The sequence below is a fragment of the Aeromonas sp. 3P genome (genome assembly GCF_051919745.1).
Taxonomy (GTDB): Bacteria; Pseudomonadota; Gammaproteobacteria; order Enterobacterales; family Aeromonadaceae; genus Aeromonas; species Aeromonas veronii.
On sequence record NZ_JBQBED010000001.1, the window covers coordinates 338,809 to 357,563 of the forward strand.

Genomic DNA, 18,755 nt, shown 5'->3' on the forward strand with positions numbered 1-18,755 from the left:
GACGTAAACGATCCATATTAAATTTTATTGATGGCTGGATTTAATGTTTTAACCTTGCTACGCAGCAATATTAAAAAGCGTTGAGTGATGTTTTGCTAAACGATGGGTTCGCAGAGCACACCCATGATGCCATCCTTCTCGTATTTATGATGAGGGTGTCTATTCTTCTCATCTATCAATGCATGGTATCACCTTGGCGACATTTATTTCACAGAGAGAAAAATGAACATATTGGATGTAAAAGTCGTATGTATCTATTTGTTTACGGATGAGAGTATGTAGTTCGGCGGATTTTTTTACTGCGAGCGAGGTAATCTTGCTCGATTTAAAATAGTTGTTAAGGTGCGCAGATGAATGGGGATTGTCGTCTCGTTATCTGAATGGGAAGTCGTATGCGGTTTAATCACTAAGTAGATAGCAGGAAAGAGGAGTGCACCATGGAACTGGTGGTGATCCGCCATGGCGATACGCAAGCCAATGCGGACGAGCGCTATCAGGGCGCGCTGGATATCGGGCTCAATGACGATGGCGTGCTTCAGATATCCCGGCTGGCTGAGAAGGTGGCTGTGACAGAGCCGCCGTTCGATCGGCTGCTGGCATCCCCTCTGCTTCGAATAAGGGAGAGCGCTGCCATCTTGTCTCGTCAGTTGGGATTGCCTGTGGAGCTTGTGCCTGCCTTTCGTGAGCGGGATGTCGGCCTGTTTGAAGGGCTGACGCAGGCAGAAGCAAGGGATCACTATCCCGAACTGTGGGCGCGCAATATCACCCGGCGCTGGGCTGAAGCTCCTACCGGTGGTGAAACCATTGATGAGGTGATTGCCCGGGTCTCGCAGGGACTCACGGAACTTGCTTCGACCATGCAAGGGGAGCGAATACTGCTGGTGGCGCATGGTGTGGTCGCCAAGGTGATCCGTGCCGTCACGATTGCCGGATTTGATGACTTCTTCGAGTGGCAATTGCCCAACGGCGGCATGCTGTCGGTGAGGCTCTCTCTGGCTGATGGCGGCCCACTGCGCTTTAGCCGTCCCCTTGATGGTTGTGATTGAAAAGTGCACCAAAGGCAAAACGAAAAAAGCAGCGCTACCGAAGAGAGTAGCCTGCTTTTTGTGTACGTTGTGGTTGGTTATCTCTGCAGGCACTGGTTAGCAGTGTCACCAGAGGGAAGGGCGTGCGCCATCAGATTGGCTCCGGTTCCTCTTTGCGGCAGCAGTTGCGCCCCTGTTTCTTGGCCAGATAGAGGGCGGTGTCGGCTCGTCTAACCATCTTCTCTACAGTGTCATGGCTGCCCTTGCTGGCGCTGATCCCGATACTGATGGTGAGGGAGATCTCAAGAGCCCCGTCCAGTGCATGGTGCTGGGATTCGATGGCTAGCCTGATCCGCTCGGCGCTGGCCCAGGCGAGCTCGAGGGAGGTTTCCGGTAGCAGCACGATAAACTCTTCGCCACCCCAGCGACCCAGCATGTCCACCTCCCGCAGCTGTTTGCTGATCCGTTTCACCAGACTCAGGATTGCCAGATCTCCCTGCTGATGGCCAAAGGTGTCGTTGACTTCCTTGAAGTGGTCGATATCGATCAGCAGCAGGCTCATGGTATGGCCAAAACGCTGGCAGCGTTGCATCTCGGCGTTGACCAGCTCGTTGAAGCGGCGCCGGTTGGCAATGCCGGTGAGGGGATCCGTGGTGGCGGCGACCTTCAACTCCTCCACCAGTCGGGCTCGCTCCGAGATATCCCGCAAGATGGCGGTCATCTCGGTGGTCGGGCCCAGATTGATCTTGGCGATAGTCACCTCCAGCGGAAATTCGCTACCGTCGCGGCGCAGACCCATCACCGAGGCGCGGGCATGCATCGGGCGCGAATTGATGGGGGAGCTGCTGAAAGCTTTGAAATAGGTTTCGTGATTGGCGCGAAAACGCTGTGGCAGCAGGGTTTCCAGCCGCTTGCCGAGATAGCTTTCGTCGATGCCGAACATCTCGCAGGCGGCGGTATTGATAAGCTCGATGCGTGACTCGCTGCTGACACTGATGATGCCGTCATAGGCGGAGTTGACCACCGCTTCGAAGCGACGGCGACTGGTGGTGAGCGCCTCTTCCAGCTGCATCCTGGCGGTGATGTCGATGGCGGTGACGATGATCCGGTTGATCCGTGCCTGCTCGGGGATGATGGGGGAGAGAATAAAGCGCCACCAACTGGTGCGCGACAGGCTGTCGATGGGCAGCTCGCTCTCGAGCCCTGTCTGCATGCGCACACATTCGTGCATTGGCGGCTCGATGGTATTGGTGATGTAGCGGGGAAACATCTCGCTCAGCTGTTTGCCAATGCTGCCAAGGACATCCAGCTCGAACGCCTTGGCAAAGGTATCGTTGGCAGAGACCAGCACAAAGTGATCATCCTTGTCGAGGCTGAACACCGCCACGGCTGCGCCGATGGCGTCGAGAGATGACTTTATGTCGGCATGGGAACCCTGTGTAAACATGCGACCTCCACGGCGAATAACATATTGATATTCAGTATAGTGTGGTCGTTTGGCTAACTACTCTTCGATATCCAGCAACACCAGAATGGCGCTGTCGCCGCCCCATTCGCGGGGAGCCTGATGGAAGGCGCGAACATTGGGGTGCTGGGCCAACCAGCTGGGAATGCGCTGCTTGAGAATATGTTTGCCGATGCCGTGCATCACCGAGGCGACGTGAATGTTCTCTTTCTGGCAGAGGGTGAGCAGGGCGGCCAGCTCCTGTTTTGCCTGCTGCTGGTTCATGCCGTGCAGATCGAGGTAGATCTCCGGCGGATAAATCCCCCGCTTGAGCTTTTTCAGCTCAAATTTTGACACATCTTCCCGCACGTAACGGGTCGGCCCATCATCGTCGAGATGGGGCTGATACTCATCGCTGAAATAGTGGTCAACCCCAAGCTTTTCGCGGGTTTCGCGCAATTCGCGTTTCTGCTTGACCGGGCGTAACTCGGCCCTTATGGTATCTTGCTTGATTTTCCGGGTACCTTTTATCGCATCGCGGAACAGCAGGGTTTCCTCGTCTGTCGGTGAGGGCGTTTTTTTCATCAGATGCTCATGTATTAGGTATGCGTCTTGCCCGCAACGTAAACGGGGCTCGGGCCGGATATTACTCGACTTGGAGGTGGATTTGGACAAGATATTTATCGATGAGGTGGTTGCCGAGATGCACACCATCCAGGACATGTTGCGTTGGGCCATGAGTCGTTTCAACGACGCCGGGATTTTTTACGGTCATGGAACCGACAACGCCTGGGATGAAGCTGTGCAGCTGGTACTGCCCGCGTTACATCTGCCACCGGATGTAGACCCGGCCATGCGCCACTCCCGTCTCACCAGCAGCGAGCGTCACCGCATCGCCGAGCTGATTATCCGCCGCGTACAGGAGCGGGTACCGGCCGCCTACCTGACCAACAAGGCCTGGTATGCCGGTTGGGAGTTCTACGTGGACGAGCGGGTGCTCATTCCCCGTTCCCCCATTGCCGAGATGGTGGCCAACCGTTTCGCGCCCTTCCTCAAACATGAACCGACCCGGATCATGGACTTGTGCACCGGCTCCGGTTGCATCGCCATCATCATGGCCCACGAGTTCCCGGAAGCGGAAGTGGATGCCATCGACATCAGCATCGATGCGCTGAACGTGGCCGAGCGCAACATCAACGATCACGGGTTGGAGCAGCAGGTCATTCCGATCCGCTCCGATCTGTTCCGCGATCTGCCCGCGGGCGACAAGTACGATCTCATCGTCTCCAACCCGCCCTATGTGGACTCCGAAGATATGTCGGATCTGCCGGACGAGTTCCGTCACGAGCCCGAGCTGGCGCTGGCGTCCGGCTCCGATGGTCTCAAGCTGACCAAGCGTCTGCTGGCCCATGCGGCAGATTTCCTCAAGGATAACGGCGTGCTGGTGGTCGAAGTGGGCAACAGCATGATCCATCTGGAAGCCCAGTTCCCCGAGATCCCCTTTACCTGGGTTGAATTCGAAAACGGCGGCCACGGCGTCTTTGTGATGAGCCGTGACGAGCTGGTGCAGTATCAGGATCATTTCGCCATCTACAAGAACTAAGCAGGAGCGCGCATGGCAGGGAACAGTTTTGGTCAACTCTTTCGGGTCACCACCTTTGGCGAGAGCCACGGCCTGGCGCTGGGCGCTGTGGTCGATGGTTGCCCGCCGGGGCTGGAGATCAGCGAGGCGGATCTGCAGGGGGATCTGGATCGGCGCAAGCCCGGTACCTCCCGCTACACCACGCCGCGTCGCGAGCCGGATGAGGTGAAGATCCTCTCTGGGGTGTTTGAGGGCAAGACCACCGGCACCTCCATCGGGCTGCTCATCGAGAACACCGATCAGCGCTCCAAGGATTACTCCGACATCAAGGATCTGTTCCGGCCGGGTCACGCTGACTACACCTACCACCAGAAGTATGGTCAGCGGGACTATCGCGGCGGTGGTCGCTCCTCGGCACGCGAGACCGCGATGAGGGTAGCGGCGGGGGCGATCGCCAAGAAGTACCTGAAACAGGTGCATGGCATCGAGATCACCGGTTTTCTCTCCCAGCTCGGCCCCATCAAGGCTGAGGCGTTTGACGCGGCGCAGATTGAGCAGAATCCCTTCTTCTTCCCCGATGCGGGCAAGCTGGAAGAACTGGATCAATACATGCGTGACCTGAAAAAAGAGGGCAACAGTATCGGTGCCAAGGTGCAGGTCATTGCGCGCAATGTGCCGGTGGGCCTGGGTGAGCCGGTGTTTGATCGTCTCGACGCTGACATTGCCCATGCCATGATGGGCATCAATGCGGTTAAAGGGGTGGAGATCGGTGACGGCTTTGCGGTGGTGGAGCAAAAAGGCTCCGAGCATCGTGACGAGATGACCCCGGCGGGCTTTGCCAGCAACCATGCGGGCGGCATTCTGGGTGGGATCTCGTCGGGTCAGGATATCGTGGTGAGCATGGCGCTCAAACCGACTTCCAGCATCACTGTGCCGGGCAAGACCATCAATACCGAAGGCGAGGCTATCGAGATGATCACCAAGGGTCGTCACGATCCTTGTGTCGGCATCCGCGCCGTGCCCATCGCCGAAGCCATGCTGGCGCTGGTGTTGATGGATCACCTGCTGCGCCATCGCGCCCAGAATCAGGGGGTGTTGACCCATACCCCACAGCTACGCTGATCGCAGTTGCTGCACATCGACTGATCGCTCCCTGTTTGGGGAACAAGTTCGACAATACCAAAAAGGCGACCTTCGGGTCGCCTTTGCTATTTCAGGTGGCGGCTTATCCCGTCAATGCTTGCGGAGAGTGCGGGTCAGCAGATCCGCGGCGCCCGGATCGGCATTGAGGCGACAGCTGGGGGGCGAGAACTTGTTGTGGGGTTTGGGCAAGGCATGAATGGCCTCGTTGACTTTGAGGATCTGTTCTTCGCTCACGCTGTTCTTGGCAAACATCAGACTGACCGGCTGGTGGTGTAGCAACAGCTGGCAGCTGATAAACTCTTCGGCCCCCAGCTGGGCCAGCCGGTAGCGGGCATATTGCCACTCCATGATGATGCCATCGAGGCGGCGGGCCAGCAGCAGATCGATCATCCGCTCATCGGCGTTGTATTCGGTCGCCATTTTAAGCGCCGGGCAGCTATCCATCTGATGCATGGGGCGGGTGCCGCGCAACTTGCCTATCTTGAGTCCTTTCTCGTTGCACAGCGCGGGCAGATTATCGAGCTGTGCCCAGCGATCCTGATGGCCGGGAATAGGGTCATTGCTCAGCAGCACATAGGCACTCTGGCGGTAGGGGGTCGAGAAGCGGGCATAGCTCTGGCGCTCCGGCAGAGGGAGGGCGGCCATCGCCACATCCAGCTGATCGTGCTCTACCAGATGCAGTGCCCGTGCCCAGGGAAGCTCGCGAAACTTGGGGGCAAAGCCCGCTTGGGTAAGGATCTGGCGGGTCAGGCTGACATCCAGCCCATCCAGCTCACCCCGGTTGTTGATTTGGCTGAAGGGGGGCCAGTGGCTCCAGGCCACGGTCAGGGTCTGACTGGCCTGCAGGGCAGGGCTTAGCAGCAGAAGCAGCAGGCCAATCCTTGCCTGCCAACTGCCGCGGGGACGATATGGCGTGGTCATAGCTAAACCTCGTTATTCTGTTCTTCTATCCCGTGCTTTTGCCCTGCGAGCCATGCCTGCGAGGGCTGATATTGTGTTGCCAGTTAATAGTGTGGTGCGTGCGACATCAATCAACGGGATTATTCGGGGGGCAGGAGAGGGATTTTCTGTTCGTGCTGGGAGGAGCATCACATTTTTCTCGTTTATCCCGGACAACTCCGTTAGACTGCGCCTCTATTCTTTCCCCTTTGCTCTGCTCCCCGGGGAAATCGTTGTTTTCTCAATAGGCCCAGATCTTGTGAGATGGCATCGGCTCAGCAGAGGAGCCCCACCACAAATCCCCGGCGCCCCTATCTCTAGCAGGTAATTATGAGTTTTACTTCCCTCGGTCTGGCCGAACCCTTGTTGCGTGCCGTTGCCGAACAAGGCTACGACACCCCGTCTCCCATTCAGCAGCAAGCGATCCCCGCCGTTCTGGCTGGCCGCGATCTGATGGCGGCGGCCCAAACAGGGACCGGCAAGACCGCAGGCTTTACCCTGCCGATGCTGCAACGTCTGATGGAGAGCAAGCGCAAGGTTTCTCCGAACCGCATTCGTGCGCTGGTGCTGACCCCGACTCGCGAGTTGGCCGCCCAGGTGGGCGAGAGCGTGCGTAACTACGGCAAACACCTGCCGATGCGCAGCCACGTCGTGTTCGGCGGCGTCAGCATCAATCCGCAGATGATGGCGACTCGCCGTGGTCTGGACGTGCTGGTGGCCTGTCCTGGCCGCCTGATGGATCTCTATAACCAGAACGCCGTCAAGTTTGACGAGGTTGAGATCCTGGTACTGGACGAAGCGGATCGCATGCTCGACATGGGTTTTATCCGCGACATCCGCCGCATCCTGGCCCTGATGCCGAAGAAGCGCCAGAACCTGCTCTTCTCCGCCACCTTCGCCGACGAGATCCGCGAACTGGCCACCGGTCTGCTGGATAACCCGGCGGTGATCGAAGTCGCCCCGCGCAACAGCACCGCCGAGCGTATCGAGCAGTTGGTGCATCCGTGCGACAAGGCCAACAAGATTGCGCTGCTGAGCCATCTGGTCACCAGCAACAATTGGCAGCAGGTACTGGTGTTCACCCGTACCAAGCACATGGCCAACCGTGTTGCCGAGACCCTCGACAAGAACGGCGTCAGCGCCGCCGCCATCCACGGTAACAAGAGCCAGGGTGCCCGTACTCGCGCGCTGGCCGGTTTCAAGGATGGTAGCGTCAAGGTGCTGGTGGCGACCGACATCGCCGCCCGTGGTCTGGACATCGACAAGTTGCCGCAAGTGGTCAACTTCGAGTTGCCCAACGTGGCGGAAGATTACGTTCACCGCATCGGTCGTACCGGCCGTGCCGGTGCTGCCGGTCACGCCATCTCCCTGGTCGCGGCCGATGAAGGCAAGCTGATCAAAGCCATCGAGCGTCTGACCAAGCAGAACATTCCCTGCGAGCAGGTGGCCGGTTTTGAAGCCTCCCGCGAGACCCTCGACAACATCGCCCGTGGTATCGGCGCGCCGCTGCGCAAAGAGCCCCGCGATCCGAGCGAGCAGCGCCGTGCGCCGCGTCCGCAAGGTCAAGGCCAGCGTCAGGGGGCCGGTCGTTCCGCCTCCAATGGCAATGGGGGTGGTGCACGTACCGGTAACGGTGGCAAGCCCAAGCCGCAAGGTGGTCAGCGTCCAGCTGATGGCGCTGGCAAACCGGCTCAGGCCCGTCGTCCACGTCGCTCTACCCACAACCAGTAAGGGGCTCGGGAGCTTGACTCCCCTGCTATGCGGTTGACTGAAAAAGCCCTGCCAATTTGGCAGGGCTTTTTGTTTTTTCAGCCATGTAATCGGCACTGTGTGGTGCTGTGAGAACCGCACTAGATGGCGGAGAGGTACTGCTTTTGCATCGCCAACCAGCGCCCGTTGTTGATAAACACCAGCTGTACCTTGAGCAGGGCCGCAATTTCCGCCCGGTGCTTTTTATCGAGGTAGAGAAAGACCTGCTCTTTGGTGATCTTCTGCCAGGGGGACGCCAGTGCAGGTTGAGAGGCGGGGCGCATCTTGATGAGCCAATCCACTTTGCCTCGATGCAGTTGGGCAAGCCCCTGCTTCTCATCGTTCAACCAGATGACCTGATAGTTGCCGAGGAAGCGCTCGCACCACTGGATGCCGCGCAGGCAGCCAATCACGGTATCCTTGGCAGGGGGCCAGCTCGGGTTATCCCGTGGCTGACCATAAATCGCCGCCTCCGAGATGGGGGCACCGATCTGCAGCAAGTGGGGATAGGTCTGATCAAAGCCCTTTATCCGGGCCATATCGCCATCGACGGCATGGTCTGCCTCAATCAACTTTTCGCAGCGGGCATAGGTGCAGGGGATCAACTGAAAGTCGATGCCGGCCCGGCCAAACCAGTCATGAATAAAAGGGCGCAATATCGCTGTGTGTTCGACCGCTGCCGCCAGCTTTAGCGGGGTTGCGTGGGCAACGGGAATCAGCCCGACAAGCAATAACCAGCCAATCCACTTCATATCGCACTCCTGAATCGGGCTTATTCAAGCAGAACTGTTGCGACTATCTGTGCAGTAAAGAATAGCCGATGGGGATGGCTGCCAGACCGCTTCGCCAGCTATTCGTGACGGCCGGGTCAGGGGCGCAGCGCCGTGATCAGGATATGGGCAGCGCTCACCAGGATCACTGTGAAGGTCAGCCCCATTCCCACAACCCGATAACGGAAGTTCTCCGGCGTGCGGCTCATGCCAAAGGCGTGGCAGAGGCGGCCAAGCAAGAGGGCGCTCCCCAGCAGATGGATAAGCCAGGGGGTCTGGTTGCTGGTTTCGACGAAATAGATGAGCAGCAGGGCGAGGGGGACATACTCGGCAAAGTTGGCATGCACCCGCATGGCCCGCAGCATGGCGGGGTCATCCCCATGCCCCAGCGCCACCTTGCGGCTATGGCGGGTGCGAATGGTTCGAATGCTCAGCAACACAAACAACAGGGCGAGCAGGGCCGCGTAAACAGGCAGTATGGTCATGGTATCTGGCTCCTTGTGTGATGATATCGAGTGGCTGGTGTTCAGAGACGCGATATTGCTCGGCATCTCAATGGCTTGCCTTGAGGGTAGCAGCAAACTGCCTTAGCACGACCGTCATCCACTCACTCGCCATCGGCCAAGCGCAGGCGCAAAAAAAACAGCCCTGCCGAGGTGGCAGGGCTGTTTTTTGATCATATTGATGGTGGGCAGAGCAGGGCCCCGTCATTACCCCTCATAAGGGAGGGAGGAGTGGTGCAGCACGATGCGCACCTTGCCATCATCCCCCTTCTTGAAACCCCAGGTCTTGTCGACTGTAGTTTCCTTGTTGTCGCGATCTACCAGATGCACCTTGCCCATGGTCAGCGCCATGTCGCCGTTGATATAGAGGGCGGCATTGTCATAGCGATAGCTCTGCCAGTTTTTCAGGGCGAACCCTTTGTCGGTGGGGTAGGCGCTGTTGTTGCCGACAAAGTAGGCCAGCGCCCCCTCGCGGTTGGTGCGAAAGGTCTGCACGCCACCGGCAAGGGTCGGCTTGAACAGCACCGGCCCCTGCTGGTAGCCGTAGGCGCTGTCGAGCACCGACTCGGCGGTCGCCTTGGCGCGCTCAATCCCACCGGCGCGATAGTCATCGCTTATCTTGATGAGCGCCGCGCCCTAACCATCCTGCGCGGCCTTGATCTCCGCCTCGGTAATATTGTTGTTGGCGATTTCGGCGGCGCTGAGTGCGCCGCTGGCGGCAAGCAGGACGAGGGCAAGGGTGCTCTTCTTGAGGTGCAACATCATTGTTTTCAAACTCCTGATAGCGATAAACGAGCGGGCAGTGTAGCGAAGGGGCATGAACGGTTTTTGAACTGATTATTCAGGGTTGGGTAGTAAAAAGGTCGGTATATAGCTGAAGGTTTGGGTGTTTGTTTGGTAAGGGGCGCTGTCTTAATTAATGGCGGATGCCTGTATCCAACTTGATTTCTTTTCCAACAAAAAGCCCCGCCAAGTTAATTGGCGGGGCTTGGCTATTTGGGGCATTCAGTATCGGGGATTACAGCGCTGGCAGCATTCCAAGGCTGACGCTGATCTGGACGCCAACAATCAGCACGCCCATGGCGGCGGCCACACCCAGCGCCACTACGCCACCCGGGGCGCGGTAGTGGTGGGCAGGCGCCTGTTTGCGGCTCTGCCACACCAGCGCCACCGGCAGCAGCACCGCGAGGATCGCCAGCGCAATGGCGGCGTAGCCGAGGGCCATGATAAAGCCCTGCGGGAAGTAGAGGGCAAACAGCAATGGCGGCACAAAGGTGATGAGGCCAGTCTGACTGCGGCCCTGCCAGTTGTCCTTGCGGCGGGTCACCTTGGCCATAAAGTCGAACAGTCCCAGCGTTACCCCGAGGAAGGAGGTGGCGAGCGCCAGATCGGCAAACAGGTGCATCGCCTGATTAAACGCAGGCCAGCTCACCAGCTTGCCGACGTTGGCCAGCAGGCTGTCCAGCGCGCCGCCGGTTTGCAGCAGGGCTTGCTGGCCGAGCAGACCGAGGATCGCCACCTGCCACAGCACGTAGAGGATCAGCGGCAGGGCTGAGCCCCAGATAAAGACCCGACGCAGCTGTTTTGGGCAGTCACCGAGGTAGAGCATCACGCTCGGAATGGAGCCGTGAAAGCCGAACGAGGTGAAGATGACCGGCAGGCCCGCCAGCAACAGGCCCTGACCCAGCGGCATCGAGAGCAGATGCTGCCCTTCAGTGCGGGGCAGCAGCAACGCCAGCACCACCACCATGATCACCAGTTTGACGGTGAACATCAGCCGGTTGAGGTAATCCACCGAGCGGGTGCCAACACAGACCATGCCGCCAAACAGCAGGGTAAAGGCCCAGGCGGCCTGCTCCTGGGTCAGGGTCATGCCCGCATCGGCCAGCGCCTGTGCCAGCAGGCTGCTGCCACCGCTGATGTAGGCGGAGGCCAGCGAGTAGAACAGCATCAGGATACAGAAGGAGGCGATGCGCTTGCCCCAGGGGCCGAGCAGATGGTCCGCCAGCTGGTGCAGGTACCATTTGCCGGTGTTGAGGCTTGCCTCTACTTGCAGCATGGCGGTGAAGGCCATCAGGGCCCAGAGGCCGACCATCAACATCAGGGTGGCGGGGCCGCCGAGGGAGGAGGAGGCCAGCGGCAGGGCCAGCATGCCGGCGCCTATGGTGGTGCCGGCAATCAACAGGGTGCAACCCAGGGTTTTGGTATTCATGTTATCCATCCGAACGTAGCGGTGTCAGTGCAAACAGGCGATGTCAGCAGTGACGTCAACAAGAGGGGCCGATTGGCGTTATCAGAAGGAGCCTCCGGTGATAGGGCCGGAGGCTAGCAATATCGGAACGGGAACATCTGTACCTAAAACCTGTCAGTTGTAAAAGGTGGTTGCCACGTTAGCGGATCAAAATAGCGGAAACAACCCCTTTTATACGGATCTTGTGCTGGCTTGTGGCAACAAGTGGAAATAAATGATGACAGTGATAGCTAATTGCAGAAAAAATCACCGAAAAAATGACTGGCAGGGGCTCATTGATACAGGTCAGCCAAATGGTTGCTGCACGGATGGGGGAGTGCCTTGTCCTGGCGTTGGCGTTTAGTTGCGGGGTGAAAAGAGTGTAGAGGCCGGTTGTTTAGTCGGCCAGACGGTAGAGAAAGTAAAGCGGGCGGGTAGGGTTGTGGGGGAAAACAATAAGGCTGCCGATGCTGGCAGCCTTATTGTCATCTGTTCGCTTTACCCACCCATTGACAGCAAATCGGGTCTGCTGCGGTCAGGTTAGCGACGGCGCTTGAGGGTGCGGCTCACATAGTGCAGCCCGCTCTGGTAGTCGCCGTTCACCGCCTTGAGCGCTAGCTCCAGCGCCTGGTTGGCCAGCGCGTCGTGCTGCTGGGGCAGGGAGTTGATGCCAAAGGGGAGGAAGTCGAGCAGGCGATCGTCCCCGAAGGTGGCCATGGCGAGCTGGCTCATGTCGATCTCTTGCTCCAGCAGGTAGTCGAGTACCCCCTCCATAAGGATATAGGAGGTAGTGATCAGCGCTTCGGGCAACTGGCCCAGCTGCTGGTGCAGATCTTTGATCAGGCGATACCCCTCAAGACGGGAGAAGTGATTCCCCTCACACAGGTGGCGAGCCGCGCTATGACTGGCGACCGCCTGCTCGAAACCGGCTTTGCGCTCCTGACTGATCGTGAGTGCCGGCAGCGCGGTGATCAAGGCGATATGGCGCAAGGTCGGGGTAAGCAGGGAGCTGGTGAGATCAAAGCTCGCTTTCTCGTTTTCACTGGCGACGGTGACGAACTTGTCGGCGGCCATCGCCCGGTCGATGGCGAGGATCTGGCTGCCTTGCGCCTGCAATTTACCGTAGAAGGGGTCGTCCGGCGGCAGGCAGCTGGCCACCAGCAGGGCATCCACATGGCGGCTCACCAGCATCTGGGCCAGCTCTTTTTCGGTGGCGGGATCATCTTCCGAGCAGACAATGAGCAGCTGATAGCCCTGCGCCCGAGCCCCCTGTTCCAGCCGTTTGGCCAGCTTGGCGTAACTGGCGTTTTCAAGGTCGGGCAGGATAAAGCCGAGGGTCTTGGTCTGGCCGCCGCGCAGGGAGGCGGCGCGGCTGTCCGGCTGATAGTTGTGGGCGGTGACCACGGCCATCACCTTGTCGCGGGTAGCCTGACTGATGCGGTATTGGTCGGCCTTGCCATTGATCACATAGCTTGCCGTGGTGCGCGAGACACCGGCGAGGGCGGCGATTTCATCCAGTTTCATCATATTGGCTCTGTTTGAGTTGCAAGGCCCACGGTCACTGCCGGGTGAGGGCACCGAAAAGTGTGCGCGGGATCATATCATTGAAAAGCACTCTTTGTGGGTACTTGATCAATTCGCTGAAACGATTCAGTCTGAGTGTAAGTGAAACGATTCAGCCTGTCAGCAACGAAGAGACCCAGTGGCCTGAAAATCGGGCCCCGATCACAGTGAACCGTGTTCGGGTCTATTGTCAGCTGGCGAGTTATCCGAATGTTCAATTGTGACGTACCGGCGCGGCCGGAACCTGATGGAGAGTCTCTATGTTGAAGTTGGCGCGAGAGCAGATCTTGCTGGGGCAGTCGGTGGCGACCAAGTCGGACGCCATTGCCCTGCTGGCAGGCAAACTGACCGAAGCCGGTCTGGTGGAAGCGGGCTATGTGGATGGGATGCTGGCCCGTGAAGCGCAGCATGCCACCTATCTTGGCAGCGGCATCGCCATTCCCCACGGCACCACCGATACCCGTCATCTGGTGAAGAGCACCGGCGTCATGGTGGCCCAATTCCCTCATGGCATCGAGTGGGACGAGGGGCAGATCGCCTACGTCGCCATCGGCATCGCCGCCAAGTCCGACGAGCATCTGGGCATTTTGCGCCAGCTCACCCATGTGCTGGGTGACGAGCAGGCGGCAGCTCAGCTCAAAGAGGCCACCGATGCCGACACCATCATCAACATCCTGACCGGTGCCACTGCCGCCAAAGAGGTGCAATACCTGACCCTGGCTGACTTCCCGGCCGATGATCGCGACCAACTGCTGCTGGGAGCAGCCGCCCGCGCCAAGTCTGCGGGCTGGGGCGATGCCGCCATGGTGAGCGCGCTGCTAGCAAGCGAACCGGCCTATCTGGGCGAGGGCATCTGGCTGGCGCGGGCGCAAGCGGCCCAGACTGGCTGGGTGCTGGCCACCCCGAGCAGCGAACTTCACGCAGGGGAGCTGCCGGTCAGCGCCATGCTGCTACTGTGCGCCGCAGATAGCGGCCATCTGCCGCAACTGGAGAATCTGGCCAAACTGGCAGCCGCTGGTCAGCTGGCAACGCTGGCGGGCGGCGAGGGGCTTGCCATGTTGCAGGCGGGCCCCGCCAGCGGTCTTAGTGAAACCTTCACCATCATCAACCCCCACGGCTTGCACGCCCGTCCCGGCGCCATGCTGGTCAAGGTGGCCAAAGAGTTTGCATCCGACATCCGGGTGGCCAATCTGGATGGCAGCGGCGAAGCGGTTTCCGCCAAGAGCCTGATGAAAGTGATCGGTCTTGGGGTCAAATGCGGGCACCGTCTGGCGTTTCGCGCCGAAGGGGCTGATGCCGAAGCCGCCCTCAAGGGGATCGGTGAGGCGATCGCCGCTGGTCTCGGCGAGGGGGCACACTGATGAAGATTGTCACCATTACCCTCAACCCCGCCCTCGATCTCACCACCCGCCTCGAGGCGATGAGCCTTGGTGAGGTCAATCTGGTGAGCGAGGCCAACCTGCGCGCGGCGGGCAAGGGGATCAATGTCGCCATGGTGCTCAAGGATCTGGGCCGCGACGTAGGCGTCACCGGCTGGCTGGGCGCTGACAATGAGCAGAGCTTTGTCTCCTTGTTTGCCGAGCGCGCGCTTGATGATCACTTTGTCCGTGTCGCTGGCAGCACCCGCATCAACGTCAAGATTTCCGAGCAGTCTGGTCAGGTCACCGATCTCAACCTGCCGGGGCTCACCATCGAGCAAGGGGAGGTGAGCGCGCTGGAGCAGGCCATCGACGAGTTGGCTCCGCATGCAGAGTGGTTCGTGCTGGCGGGCAGCCTGCCCAAAGGGGTGGCCCCGGATTACTGCGCTCAGCTGATCCGCCTGCTCAAGGCCAAAGGCAAGCAGGTGATCTTCGATTGCAGCGGCGCGGCCTTAAGCGAAGGGATCAAGGCGGCGCCGACCCTGGTCAAACCCAATCTGGAGGAGCTGAGCCAGTGGGTGGGTCGACCCATCAAGACCCTGAGCGAGCAGGCCGAGTGTGCCCGCGCGCTGCAGGCAAGCGGCATCCCCAACGTGGTGATCTCCAACGGCGCCGATGGCCTCATCTGGTTTGCCCCGGATGCCGTCTGGCAGGCCATTCCGCCGCGGATGCAGGTGGTCAGCACGGTCGGTGCTGGCGACTCCCTGGTGGCCGGTCTCGCCCATGGTCTGAGCCTTGGCTGGGCGCCGGAGCAGACCCTGCGGCTGGCCACCGCCGTCTCGGCCTTGGCGGTCAGTCAGGTTGCGGTCGGTTTTAACGATATCAGTGTGCTCAACCCCTTGCTTGAACAGGTGCGTTTAGAGCGTCTGGAAGCGCTGGCACCGGTTCAATGCCATACCCCCTCAATGGAAAACTCAGGAGATGCCCAATGAAAGCAATCTTGGTTACGGCTTGCCCGGCGGGCATTGCCACCAGCTTTCTCGCTGCAAAACGGATAGAACAGCAGGCCAAACTGGCTGGCTGGGAACTCACCCTCGACGTCGGCTCCAGCGTGCAGCCCCGCCAAGTACCGAGCAAGGAGCAGATTGCTGCCGCCGATCTGGTGCTGGTTGTCGCCAGTGCCCCAGTGGATCTCGCTGCCTATGATGGCAAGCGGGTCTATCAGGGCAGCATGGATCTCGCCCTGCAGGATCCGGCTGCCTTGCTGGAAGCAGCCGACAGCGGCGCCAGCCTCTATCGCCATCAAGCCGCGCCTGCTGCCGCCAAACCGGCCGCTGCTGGCAAGCGCATCGTGGCAGTGACAGCGTGCCCGACTGGCGTTGCCCACACCTTTATGTCGGCAGAAGCGTTGGAGACCATGGCCAAACAGCTGGGTTACCAGATCCGCGTCGAGACTCAAGGCTCGGTCGGTGCCCAGAATGCCCTGACCGCCGAGGAGATTGCATCTGCCGATCTGGTGTTCCTCGCCACCGATATCGAGGTGGACATGGCGCGCTTTGACGGTAAGCCGGTCTATCGCACCAGCACCGGCGCGGCATTGAAGAAAACCCGCGCCGAGCTCGACAAGGCGTGGAACGAGGCGACACTCTATCGCCACAGCGGTGCCAGCCAGCCCAAGAAAGAGGAAAAAGCCGGCCCCTACAAGCACCTGCTGACCGGTGTCTCCTTCATGCTGCCGATGGTGGTGGCGGGTGGCCTTATCATTGCGCTCTCGTTTGTGTTCGGTATCGAAGCGTTCAAGGTGGAAGGCACCTTGGCTGCTGCCCTGATGAAGATCGGTGGTGGCTCCGCTTTCGCCCTGATGATCCCGGTGCTGGCCGGTTACATTGCCTACTCCATCGCTGACCGCCCGGGTCTCGCTCCCGGCATGATCGGCGGCATGCTGGCAAGCTCGCTGGGTGCCGGTTTCCTTGGCGGCATCGTGGCCGGTTTCCTAGCCGGTTACAGTGCCAAATACCTGAGCGACAAGGTACGTCTGCCGAATACCCTGGAAGCGCTCAAGCCGATCCTGATCATTCCGCTCTTTGCCAGCCTGTTTACCGGCCTGGTGATGATCTACGTAGTGGGTGGCCCGGTGGCCGGCATCATGAATGCCATGACCGAGTTCCTCAACAACATGGGCTCTGCCAACGCCGTGCTGCTGGGGGTCATCATCGGCGCCATGATGTGCTTTGACATGGGCGGCCCGGTCAACAAGGCGGCTTATGCCTTCGGTGTCGGCCTGCTGGCCTCCAAAACCTATGCCCCCATGGCTGCTGTGATGGCCGCCGGTATGGTGCCGGCACTGGGGATGGGAATTGCCACCTTCCTGGCCCGTACCAAGTTCATCAAGGCGGAGCAGGAAGCGGGCAAAGCATCCTTCGTACTGGGTCTGTGCTTCATCTCCGAGGGGGCCATTCCGTTTGCCGCCAAGGATCCGATGCGCGTTATCCCGGCCTGCATGGTCGGCGGCGCCCTGACCGGTGCGCTCTCCATGCTGTTCGGCTGCGAGCTGATGGCACCCCACGGCGGTTTGTTCGTGCTCTTCATCCCGCACGCCATCAGCAACGTCATGATGTATATCGTTGCCATTGCCGCAGGCTCGCTGCTGACCGGTGTCTCCTACGCCATGCTCAAGCGCGGTGAAGAGCAGGCCAAGCTGGCCACGGCATAAGCCTCGCCCCTTGGTAACACGTCATAACCAAGAGCGGCCTTGGGCCGCTTTTTGTTTTGTCGGGAGGATAGGTAACCTGTGAGGGGAAGATAGGGAGTGGTTAAAACTCCCAGCCTTGTTGTTCTGGCAACTGGGGTTGCGCTCCTTCCAGCGCTTTGCGCCGCGCAGCCTCAACCCGCGCCTTGCGGGCGCGGCACAGACGCATCACATCCTGCTGCTGGGCGGGGGTCATGGCGAGCCAATTGAAACGCTCGTCGCGATTGCGCAGGCACCCCTTGCAGTAGCCTTTGTTGTTCACTTCGCAGACCCCGATGCAGGGGCTCTGCAGCGGGAATATTTCGAGCTGTTCCATCCATCACCTCGCACATCCTGTCACCTTGTTATAACCCAGCGGATCCCCTTTGGAGAAATCCTGCTTCAAGTGATTGATGTCGTTTGCTTTCCCCCTGCAAATTTGGCATCTTCCCCGCCGAGCATGGCTCTTGGCGTTATATGAGGACATATGAACAAACACGCGTACTGGCTGACCGCCGCAGTGCTGGGACTGGCCGGTTGTGCGGGCAACTCTGACAAAGCAGAAGTGCCCAAAAAACAGACCGACAACAGATGCTTTCTTAACTGCGAGGTGCCGGAAAATCTGGGCAAGCAGTATCTGGACGGGACCTTGCCAGAGGATCTGGTGAGGGTAGAGCGGGTCAATAGCCGTGCGCGTGCCGACTACAGCAAGTTTGGCCCGCAAAGCAGACTGGTATTGGAGCGCTCCGGCAAGATGACCCGCCGTTATGGCGAGCTCTATCACCAGCTCTCCCGCTGGGTGGCGGGCGGCGGCAATCCTGCCGACATCACCCGTTACGGTATCAGCCTGGCTCAGCTGGGCGGTGCCGATCGCATGGGTAACGTGCTGTTTACCGGTTACTACTCGCCGGTGCTGGAAGTGCGCCACCGCCCGGATGCCAAGTACAAATATCCCATCTATGCCATGCCCAAATGTGGCGGTCGCTGTCCGACCCGGGCCGAGATCCATCAGGGGGCCCTGGCCAACCGCGGGCTGGAGCTGGGTTACAGCAAATCCCTTATCGACAACTTCCTGATGGATGTGCAGGGCTCCGGCTTTGTCCATTACGGAGATGACGATCGGCTGCAATATCTGGGCTACAGCGGCAAGAACGGCCACGGTTACGTCAGTATCGGCCGGGTACTGATCGACCGCGGTGAAGTGCCCAAAGAGCAGATGTCGATGAAGGCCATCAAGGAGTGGGCCAACCGTCAACCGGAGGAGAGCGTCAAGGAGCTGGTGGAGCAGAATCCCTCCTATGTCTTCTTCGAGCGTCGCCCCACCAATGACGTGATCGGCGCAGCCGGTATCCCGCTGCTGCCGCTGGCGGCTGTTGCCGCCGACAAGACCCTGCTACCGATGGGGACCCCGATCCTCGCCGAAGTCCCCTTGCTCGATAAAGAGGGCAACTGGACCGGCAAGCATCAGCTGCGCTTGTTGATTGCGCTGGATGTGGGCGGGGCGGTGAAGAAGGGGCACCTCGATCTCTACCACGGCATGGGTGAGAAGGCCGGTGTCGCGGCCGGTCACTACAAGCACTTTGGCCGTGTCTGGAAGCTGGGCCTGCACCACGGGCCGACTGCCGCCCCCTGGTTGTAATCCTCTGAGGGTTTGGGCGTCTGTCATCGGGCGCCCAGGCAATGTGAAGAGACAAAAATAGCCGCCGGATTGCTCCGGCGGC

16 protein-coding genes and 1 pseudogene are annotated in these 18,755 nt (G+C 59.7%); 8 read left to right on the plus strand and 9 right to left on the minus strand.

The features are described 5' to 3' along the window. Positions 1 to 437: 437 nt before the first annotated feature. Complete coding sequence (locus tag ACTG19_RS01465; protein WP_113739495.1) at positions 438 to 1,046, plus strand: histidine phosphatase family protein; 609 nt, start codon at positions 438 to 440, stop codon at positions 1,044 to 1,046. A gap of 130 nt (positions 1,047 to 1,176) precedes the next feature. Here the strand turns inward: ACTG19_RS01465 and ACTG19_RS01470 are convergent, their stop codons facing one another. Further along, positions 1,177 to 2,472, minus strand: a complete 1,296-nt coding sequence (locus ACTG19_RS01470) for a sensor domain-containing diguanylate cyclase (protein ID WP_064341229.1) — start codon at positions 2,470 to 2,472, stop codon at positions 1,177 to 1,179. 57 nt (positions 2,473 to 2,529) lie between these two features. Then, positions 2,530 to 3,054 carry an endonuclease SmrB gene (smrB, locus tag ACTG19_RS01475; protein ID WP_005333198.1) on the minus strand — a complete coding sequence of 175 codons (525 nt, stop codon included), beginning with the start codon at positions 3,052 to 3,054 and terminating at the stop codon, positions 2,530 to 2,532. A gap of 82 nt (positions 3,055 to 3,136) precedes the next feature. Here smrB and prmB point away from each other — a divergent pair, with 82 nt between their 5' ends. Together prmB and aroC are read left to right on the plus strand one after the other, a co-directional pair. Further along, positions 3,137 to 4,072, plus strand: coding sequence for a 50S ribosomal protein L3 N(5)-glutamine methyltransferase (prmB, locus tag ACTG19_RS01480; protein ID WP_236267394.1), 936 nt, complete (start codon positions 3,137 to 3,139; stop codon positions 4,070 to 4,072). A 12-nt stretch (positions 4,073 to 4,084) separates the two neighbouring features. Next, the gene (gene aroC / locus ACTG19_RS01485; RefSeq protein WP_021230156.1) at positions 4,085 to 5,173 is read left to right on the plus strand and encodes a chorismate synthase; all 1,089 of its coding nucleotides are present in this window, start codon (positions 4,085 to 4,087) and stop codon (positions 5,171 to 5,173) included. A gap of 111 nt (positions 5,174 to 5,284) precedes the next feature. Here aroC and ACTG19_RS01490 read toward each other — a convergent pair whose 3' ends face one another. Further along, the gene (locus tag ACTG19_RS01490) at positions 5,285 to 6,115 is read right to left on the minus strand and encodes a substrate-binding periplasmic protein (RefSeq protein ID WP_019445131.1); all 831 of its coding nucleotides are present in this window, start codon (positions 6,113 to 6,115) and stop codon (positions 5,285 to 5,287) included. A 348-nt stretch (positions 6,116 to 6,463) separates the two neighbouring features. Here ACTG19_RS01490 and ACTG19_RS01495 point away from each other — a divergent pair, with 348 nt between their 5' ends. Continuing rightward, positions 6,464 to 7,864 (plus strand): DEAD/DEAH box helicase, encoded by a 1,401-nt coding sequence (locus tag ACTG19_RS01495; RefSeq protein ID WP_429092845.1) that lies wholly within the window; start codon positions 6,464 to 6,466, stop codon positions 7,862 to 7,864. A gap of 119 nt (positions 7,865 to 7,983) precedes the next feature. Here ACTG19_RS01495 and ACTG19_RS01500 read toward each other — a convergent pair whose 3' ends face one another. The 5 genes and pseudogenes from ACTG19_RS01500 to cra form a co-directional block, all read right to left on the minus strand. Then, positions 7,984 to 8,634, minus strand: coding sequence for a hypothetical protein (locus ACTG19_RS01500; protein ID WP_439988629.1), 651 nt, complete (start codon positions 8,632 to 8,634; stop codon positions 7,984 to 7,986). A 116-nt stretch (positions 8,635 to 8,750) separates the two neighbouring features. Next, the gene (locus ACTG19_RS01505; RefSeq protein WP_439988630.1) at positions 8,751 to 9,137 is read right to left on the minus strand and encodes an MAPEG family protein; all 387 of its coding nucleotides are present in this window, start codon (positions 9,135 to 9,137) and stop codon (positions 8,751 to 8,753) included. Between the two features lie 225 nt (positions 9,138 to 9,362). After that, a pseudogene (locus ACTG19_RS01510) lies at positions 9,363 to 9,920 on the minus strand (hypothetical protein). A 253-nt stretch (positions 9,921 to 10,173) separates the two neighbouring features. Beyond that, the gene (locus ACTG19_RS01515) at positions 10,174 to 11,367 is read right to left on the minus strand and encodes an aromatic amino acid transport family protein (RefSeq protein ID WP_439988631.1); all 1,194 of its coding nucleotides are present in this window, start codon (positions 11,365 to 11,367) and stop codon (positions 10,174 to 10,176) included. A gap of 558 nt (positions 11,368 to 11,925) precedes the next feature. Continuing rightward, entirely contained in the window at positions 11,926 to 12,912 is a 987-nt protein-coding gene (cra, locus tag ACTG19_RS01520) for a catabolite repressor/activator (RefSeq protein WP_162628382.1), read from the minus strand. Between the two features lie 296 nt (positions 12,913 to 13,208). Here cra and fruB point away from each other — a divergent pair, with 296 nt between their 5' ends. The 3 genes from fruB to fruA are packed head-to-tail and all read left to right on the plus strand — an operon-like array spanning position 13,209 to position 17,019. Next, entirely contained in the window at positions 13,209 to 14,309 is a 1,101-nt protein-coding gene (gene fruB / locus ACTG19_RS01525; protein ID WP_113739502.1) for a fused PTS fructose transporter subunit IIA/HPr protein, read from the plus strand. Beyond that, the gene (pfkB, locus tag ACTG19_RS01530; RefSeq protein WP_113739503.1) at positions 14,309 to 15,298 is read left to right on the plus strand and encodes a 1-phosphofructokinase; all 990 of its coding nucleotides are present in this window, start codon (positions 14,309 to 14,311) and stop codon (positions 15,296 to 15,298) included. The genes fruB and pfkB overlap by 1 nt, the downstream gene beginning before the upstream one ends. After that, complete coding sequence (gene fruA, locus ACTG19_RS01535; protein ID WP_113739504.1) at positions 15,295 to 17,019, plus strand: PTS fructose transporter subunit IIBC; 1,725 nt, start codon at positions 15,295 to 15,297, stop codon at positions 17,017 to 17,019. The genes pfkB and fruA overlap by 4 nt, the downstream gene beginning before the upstream one ends. A 100-nt stretch (positions 17,020 to 17,119) precedes the next feature. On the opposite strand, the gene ACTG19_RS01540 is transcribed toward fruA, so the two are convergent. Beyond that, positions 17,120 to 17,371 carry a DUF1289 domain-containing protein gene (locus ACTG19_RS01540; protein ID WP_113739505.1) on the minus strand — a complete coding sequence of 84 codons (252 nt, stop codon included), beginning with the start codon at positions 17,369 to 17,371 and terminating at the stop codon, positions 17,120 to 17,122. A 150-nt stretch (positions 17,372 to 17,521) separates the two neighbouring features. On the opposite strand from ACTG19_RS01540, the gene mltA reads away from it, so the two are divergent. Further along, a complete protein-coding gene (mltA, locus tag ACTG19_RS01545) occupies positions 17,522 to 18,673 on the plus strand; it encodes a murein transglycosylase A (protein WP_019445143.1) in 1,152 nt (383 codons plus the stop codon). Positions 18,674 to 18,755 lie beyond the last annotated feature (82 nt).